This window comes from Polaromonas sp. (assembly GCF_039932935.1).
Classification (GTDB): domain Bacteria; phylum Pseudomonadota; class Gammaproteobacteria; order Burkholderiales; family Burkholderiaceae_C; genus Polaromonas.
Map to the genome: position 1 here is coordinate 75474 of NZ_JBDTPB010000040.1, position 6932 is coordinate 82405.

Here is a 6932-nt window from a genome sequence, read left to right on the forward strand (position 1 = left end):
CTTGTTTCCTAATGTATCTTTTTTATTGAAGACCATTCTGCCAGCGACTAATGGCAGCACCTGTAGGAGGTCTCCTACCTTGGGCTTTTTAGCAACTGTAGGTACATGCCCACAGTGTGTCATGGCGCTTGCCGACGGCCCCGCGGAGCCATCTGGGAGACATTTGATCCCGTAGTTCACTGCGCGTTTTTTGGGCTATGACAGTGTGGGTCTAGGCGTTGCTGGTTGTTTCGGACCCCTCTTTTTTTCGCAAGGCTTGACCCAGCTCTCTATGAACAATCCCCTGTCGTCCTCACCGTTTCTGCGCAGAATCCTCATTGGTGTGGCCGCGCTGCTGGTCGTGCTGGTGCTGGTTGCGGTTTTCTTCCCATGGGATGTGCTGCGGGGGCCGATCAACCACTACGTGTCCGAAAGGCTGGGGCGGCGTTTCGAAATTACCCGCCATCTGTCGGTCACGTTGGGGCGGAGCGCCACCGTCCGGGCCGACGGCGTGGAAATCGCCAATCCTGATTGGGCCAGCAAGCCCTATCTGGTACAGGCCACTGCTGCCGAATTCGACATCAAACTGCTGCCGCTGCTCTTGGGGCGCATTGAGTTGCCGCGCATTGTGCTGACAGAGCCGCAAATGGGCCTTCAAATGGAGCTGGATGGTCGCAGGACCTGGGCCTTGTCCCGCGATACTTCTGACGAAGGCTCCGTACCGCGAATCGACGCCCTGGTCATAGACCGCGGCACCGTTGACTACCAGGCCGCTGCGCAAGGCGCCAATATCCATGTCCAGTTTTCGTTGGCACAAGAGGAGAAAGGCGAATTGCCTTTGAGCTTCAAAGCCAGCGGAAAATGGAAGAACGATTCCTTTAATGCCAGTGGCCGAACAGGGGGTGTGCTCCAGCTCAGCAAAGACGTCGAGGCACCGTTTCCCATAGAGGTCAACGCCGCTGCCGGCAAAACCACGCTCAAAGCCAAGGGGTCGATTTCCAATCTCGCTGAATTGGCCGGCGTTGACGCTGTTGTCGACCTTCAGGGCCGAAACCTTGAAGAGCTTTACAAGCTGTTGGGCGTCGTACTGCCTTCCACACCGCCCTACAAACTCCGCGGCAAGCTGAATCGGCATGGCAAGGTGTGGGCCGCCACCCAGATACAGGGCGTGTTAGGAAGCTCCGATATCAGTGGAGCGCTCAGCTTTGACCAGTCTGCGGCTGTGCCCCTTCTTACTGGCAAGGTGCAATCAAAATTGCTTGATTTTGCCGACCTTGCGCCCGTGATCGGGCTGGCCCCACCGGACGGGCCCACTCCCGTCAATGCGCCAGTGGCCCAGGCTGCAAGCAAGCCTGTGGCGGCGGCCCCCAAGGCCACCACTACCGCAACTTCGCGAAAGGTGTTGCCTGTCGCTACGCTGGATGTCACCCGGCTGAAGGCCATGAATGCCGATGTGGTTTATTCCGCGGCCGATATCCGGCACGTGAAGGTATTGCCGCTCGACAAGGGTAGTGTTCATGTCAATTTGAGAGCAGGGGTTTTGCAACTCGAGCCGGTGTCGTTGGGTATTGCGGGCGGCACAGTGGCAGGCAGCATCCGCATCGATTCCAATGTGGCGCCGGCGGCCTTCACCACGCGACTGGACCTGCGGGCGGTGCAACTCAATCAACTGTTTCCCGCCATTGAAACGTCTAAAAGCAGCCTCGGCAAAATCAGCGGCCAGCTGGACCTGAAGGGCCGCGGAAATTCTCTGGCGCAAATGCTGGGGACGTCGTCAGGGGACGTTGCCGTGCTGATGGGCAAGGGAGAAATCAGCAACATCCTGCTCGAATTCATGGGCCTGGACGGTGGCGAGGTGATCAAGTTCCTGGTTCGCGGCGACCGCAATGTGCAACTGCGTTGTGCTGCTGCGGCTTTCGAGGTGAACAAGGGCTTGATGACGACCAAAACCATTGTGCTGGACACAACCGACACCGTCATCAATGGTCGTGGGCAGGTCAACCTTGCCGATGAAACGCTGGATCTGACCCTGGATCCGGCACCGAAAGACCGCAGCATTCTGAGCTTCCGGTCTCCGCTCAAAATCGGCGGCACGTTCGCTTCTCCATCGGCCGGCCCCGATAAAAGTGCGCTTGCGGGCCGCGCGGGTATTGCCATCGCATTGGGGGTGCTCAACCCCCTGCTGGCACTGGCTGCCACGATTGAAACCGGACCGGGCAAGGACGAAAACTGCGCGGCCATTCTTGCCAAGGCCGCAGCTTCCAATGCGGGGTCGCGCATGCCCGCATCGGCCACCAAATAGGGTTCAGGCCAGGCTAGTAGACTGAATCCGTGAAATTCACTGTCACTCGTCTGCCCCTCACCGCAGCATGCGGCGTTGCAAATGCGCGCCGGGCCTACGGGCCCGTCTGTGCTTTGCGCCTTGCCTGCCGCGCCGCTGGTCAGCCGCTTACCAGCGATCTCACGGATTCAGTCTACTAGTGTGACGCGTCAGGACGCGATGGCGGTTCTGCCGCCGCAAACAGCGCAGCCCGCATGCGGCGCCAGCTTCATCTCGCTCCATTCCATGCGCTTGCCTTCCAGCATCAGCAGACGCCCGGTCAACGAGCCGTCGATGCCGCAGATCAGCTTCAGGGCTTCGGCCGCCTGCGTGCTGCCTATGATGCCGACCATGGGCGCAAAAACGCCCATCGTGGCGCAAAGCGCTTCTTCCAGGTGGTCTGATTCGGGGAACACGCAGGCGTAACACGGAGAATCACTGCGCCTTATGTCGTAAACAGCCACTTGGCCATCGAAACGGATGGCTGCACCCGATACCAACGGTTTGCGGTATTTCACGCAAGCGCGATTGATGGCATGGCGGGTTGAAAAATTGTCAGTGCAGTCCAGCACAACATCCGCCTCTTGGACCAATTGCTCCAGCAGCGCACCTTCTGCGCGCCGCGTGACTGCGATGACCTCGACGTCAGGGTTGATGGCGGCGATTGATTCAGCGACGGACTCCGCCTTGAACTTGCCGATACGGGACAGGTTGTGGGCGATCTGCCGCTGCAGGTTGGTGGCGTCCACCCGGTCATGGTCTGCAATGGTGATATGGCCGACCCCGGCGCTGCCCAGATACAGCGCGACGGGCGAACCCAGGCCGCCTGCGCCCACAATCAGCACGCGCGCCGCCAGTAATTTGCTTTGTCCTTCGATGCCGATCTCGTCAAGCAGGATATGCCGCGAGTAACGAAGCAGCTGTTCGTCGTTCATGGGTGAAACCGTTCAGGCTGCTGGGCCGGTGGGCGCGCACGGAGCGGGCGGAGCCAGCGGAAACCGGTAGAACCGGTAAGAGCCGCATGGGTCGCTGCGCCGTCCCGCCCGGCTAGTTGTCTTTCTTCTCGTTTTTCGGTTCGACCACGGCTGTCTTGCTGACCAGAACGGGACGCCCCTTGAGCTTGTTGATCGCCTGCGCCAGCTGAAAGTCCTTGTCGCTGCCCAGCTCTGGAGGCCGGCGCTGCTCAGGTGGCTTTTTGGCTTCTTCTTCCAGCCGCTTCAAGGCTTCTTCACGGGCTTTCTCACGGCCGGCATCTTTCACCTCGGCTCCCTGGCCGCTGTTGAGGTGTTTTTCCAGATCTGCTTCGCGGGTGCGCAGGGCGGCAAACGGGCTGCCTTCTGCGGTTTCGTCGACCATCACGTCAGGCACGATGCCGCGCGCCTGGATCGACTTGCCGCTGGGGGTGTAGTAACGGGCGGTTGTGAGCTTCAGGCCCGTGTCGGGACCGAGCGGCCGCACGGTCTGCACCGAGCCTTTGCCGAAGGTCTGGTTGCCCATGATGATGGCGCGCTTGTGATCCTGCAAAGCACCGGCCACGATTTCGCTGGCAGAGGCCGAGCCTTCGTTGACCAGCACCACCAGGGGCACGTTTTTGAGGGCGGCGGGCAGGCGCTTGAGCGGGTCAGCGCCGTTGCGGCGCTGGTAAAACTCCGGCGAGGCCTTGTAGGTGAATTTGCTTTCGGCGAGCTGGCCGTTGGTGGACACCACGGTGACGTTTTCGGGCAGGAAGGCCGCTGAAACCGCGACCGCCGCATCGAGCAAGCCGCCCGGGTCATTACGCAAATCCAGCACCAGCCCCTTGAGGTTGGGCTCCTGCTTGTAAATTTGCTCCAGCTTGGTGGCGAAATCATCGACCGTGCGTTCCTGGAACTGGCTCAGGCGAATCCAGGCGTAGCCGGGTTCCACCACTTTGCTGCGAACCGACTGCGTGCGGATTTCTTCGCGCGTGATGGTGACCGGGAAGGTGCGATTTTCGTCCTTGCGGAAGATGGTCAGCAGCACCTTGGTCTTGGGCTCGCCGCGCATTTTCTTCACTGCCTCATTAAGGCTAAGACCTTTGACAGCGGTGTCGTCGATGCGCGTGATCAGGTCGTTGGGCTTCAGGCCCGCGCGATCAGCGGGTGAACCTTCGATAGGCGACACCACTTTGACCAGACCGTCTTCCTGGCTGATTTCAATGCCGACTCCCACAAAACGCCCCGTGGTGCCTTCGCGGAATTCCTTGAAGGATTTTTTGTCGAAGTACACCGAGTGCGGGTCCAGGCTCGCCACCATGCCGGAAATCGCGTCGGTGATGAGTTTTTTCTCGTCCACCGGCTCGACATAGTCTGTCTTGACCATGCCAAAAACGGCCGCGAGCTGTTGCAGCTCTTCCAGGGGAAGTGGTGCGAGCGCGCCGCGGGCCACGGCCTGCAACTGCACGGTGGTAAGTGCTCCAGCCACGGCACCAATTGAAATCCAGCCTGCTATCTTGAGCTTTTGACCCATGGAAAATACCTTCGTAAACCTGTTGAAGAGCCCCTGCTCCCCCTAGGTGAAGCAATATACACCTTGGAGAAAGGCCGGCCGCCACAGTTCCGCCATTCGCGCGGCCTGGCGCCGCAAAAGAGCCAAAACTCCCGGCTTTTACAGGACTTTTACAAGAATGGCGCCCGGGCAGTCGCCTGGGGCGCCTGAATCGCCCTCAAGCCTTGCCCTGCGCGCCCACGGCCGCAGCCGCCTTGGCCGCGGCTTCACTGTCACCGAGGTAGTAGTGGCGCAGGGGTTTGAGCCCGGCGTCCAGCTCATAAACCAGCGGAATGCCGTTGGGAATGTTGAGGCCCACGATGTCGCTGTCGGAAATGTTGTCCAGGTACTTCACCAGGGCGCGGATGGAATTGCCATGGGCGGCCACCACGATGCGTTTGCCGGCCTTGATGGCCGGCGCCATGGACTCATTCCAGAACGGCAGTACGCGGTCTACCGTGTCCTTGAGGCATTCGGTCAGCGGCACCTGTCCGGGCTGCAGCTTGGCGTAGCGGGGGTCTCCCTTTTCGCTGCGTTCGTCGTCCGCGTCCAGCGGCGGCGGGGGCGTGTCGTAGCTGCGGCGCCAGACCAGAACTTGTTCATCGCCGAATTTTTTCGCGATGTCCGCCTTGTTCAGGCCCTGCAGAGCGCCGTAATGCCGCTCGTTCAGGCGCCAGCTGTGCACCACGGGCAGCCACGTGCGATCCATTTCGTCCAGTGTGTGCCACAGCGTACGGGTGGCGCGTTTGAGCACGCTGGTGTAAGCCACATCAAAGTCATAACCTTCGCTTTTGAGCAGTTTGCCGGCGCTTTTGGCCTGTGCAATGCCGGTTTCCGTGAGGTCGACGTCGGCCCAGCCGGTAAAGCGATTTTCAAGGTTCCAGGTCGATTCGCCGTGGCGGATGAGCACAAGTTTGTACATGGTCAGAAGGTATGAATGGATGAAGGCAAAAGATAAAAAGAGGGGATACGGCACCGCAGGCTGGGTGTTTGGCGCCCTCCATTCTAAAATCATGGGTTCGCTGAAAAAGCGCTCAAAGACACACAAAGGGTAAAACGTGAAATTTCTGATCGATAACTGGATGCTGATTTCGATAGCGGTCGCCTCGGGCGGCATGCTGGTTTGGCCCATGATTGCCAGCGGCATGAACGCCGGCGCACTGACGGCCAGCGGCGCCGTACAACTGATCAACCGCGAAAAAGCGGTGGTCGTGGATGTCAGCGAACCCGACGAATTTGCCGCCGGCCATGTGACGGGCGCAAAAAACGTGCCCTTCGGCGAGCTGGAAGACAAACTCCCCGGCACCGTCAAAAACAAGGGTTTGCCGCTGATTTTGGTGTGTGCCAGTGGTGCCCGCGCGGGCCGGGCTGTCGCTGTCGCCAAAAAACTCGGCTACGAGCAGGCCCAATCGCTGGGCGGCGGGCTGAAAACCTGGAAAGCCGCTAACCTTCCGCTTGAGAAGGCCTGAATCAGTTCCTGATCAGGTTTGGCGGGCATGAAAGCTGCAATGCTCTGGCGACCGGGCTCGCCCGGCTTGTTCCCGACTTGTCCCGCCACATTCATTTTGCTGCGCCTTGCGTAGACCAGCCCTCGGAGGAAGCCCATGCAAACCGTCAAGATCTACACCACCGGCACCTGCCCGTATTGCATTCAAGCCAAGCAAGTACTTAAACAGCGCGGCGTCACCGAACTCGAAGAGATACGCGTGGACATAGTCCCGGGCGAACGCCAGAAAATGATGGACATCACCGGCCGGCGCACCGTGCCGCAAATATTCATCGGCGACACGCACGTCGGAGGCTGCGACGACCTCATGGCCCTGGACAGCCGCGGCGGCCTAGTACCGCTATTGAATCTGTAACACCCCCGTCGGACGCTCACTTCGTGTAGCGCCTTCCCCCTCAAGGGGGCGGCGCCTGGGGCCGGCAAAGCCGGACCCGCGGCCCCCACTGGCGAAATGCCTCACTGGGTTACGCCACGGAGCTCTTCACCCAGCATGAGCCGCAGGGCCGGCTTTGCCGGACTGCAGGCGGGCGGCCCCTCGGGGGGCAGGGAGTTAAACGAAGTGAGCAACCGTGGGGGCTCCTCAACCCAGCATGAGCCGCGGGACTGGCTTTGCCAGACCGC

6 protein-coding genes are annotated in these 6932 nt (G+C 60.4%); 3 read left to right on the forward strand and 3 right to left on the reverse strand.

Annotated elements, in window-relative coordinates; all coding sequences use genetic code 11:
- The first annotated feature begins 271 nt into the window (after positions 1-271).
- Positions 272-2281 (forward strand): AsmA family protein, encoded by a 2010-nt coding sequence (locus ABI546_RS07500; RefSeq protein WP_348045638.1) that lies wholly within the window; start codon positions 272-274, stop codon positions 2279-2281.
- A 188-nt stretch (positions 2282-2469) separates the two neighbouring features.
- Here the strand turns inward: ABI546_RS07500 and ABI546_RS07505 are convergent, their stop codons facing one another.
- The 3 genes from ABI546_RS07505 to gpmA all read right to left on the reverse strand — a co-directional run bounded on the left by ABI546_RS07505 (position 2470) and on the right by gpmA (position 5726).
- On the reverse strand, positions 2470-3234 hold the full coding sequence (locus tag ABI546_RS07505; RefSeq protein ID WP_348045640.1) for a HesA/MoeB/ThiF family protein: 765 nt from the start codon (positions 3232-3234) through the stop codon (positions 2470-2472).
- Between the two features lie 112 nt (positions 3235-3346).
- A complete protein-coding gene (locus ABI546_RS07510) occupies positions 3347-4786 on the reverse strand; it encodes a S41 family peptidase (RefSeq protein ID WP_348045642.1) in 1440 nt (479 codons plus the stop codon).
- A gap of 196 nt (positions 4787-4982) precedes the next feature.
- Positions 4983-5726: a 2,3-diphosphoglycerate-dependent phosphoglycerate mutase gene (gpmA, locus tag ABI546_RS07515; protein WP_348045644.1), complete on the reverse strand. Its 744-nt coding sequence runs from the start codon at positions 5724-5726 to the stop codon at positions 4983-4985.
- 136 nt (positions 5727-5862) lie between these two features.
- Between gpmA and ABI546_RS07520 the strand changes: the two genes are divergently transcribed.
- Complete coding sequence (locus ABI546_RS07520; RefSeq protein WP_348045646.1) at positions 5863-6273, forward strand: rhodanese-like domain-containing protein; 411 nt, start codon at positions 5863-5865, stop codon at positions 6271-6273.
- A 135-nt stretch (positions 6274-6408) separates the two neighbouring features.
- Positions 6409-6666, forward strand: coding sequence for a glutaredoxin 3 (gene grxC, locus ABI546_RS07525; protein WP_348045648.1), 258 nt, complete (start codon positions 6409-6411; stop codon positions 6664-6666).
- Positions 6667-6932: the final 266 nt, after the last annotated feature.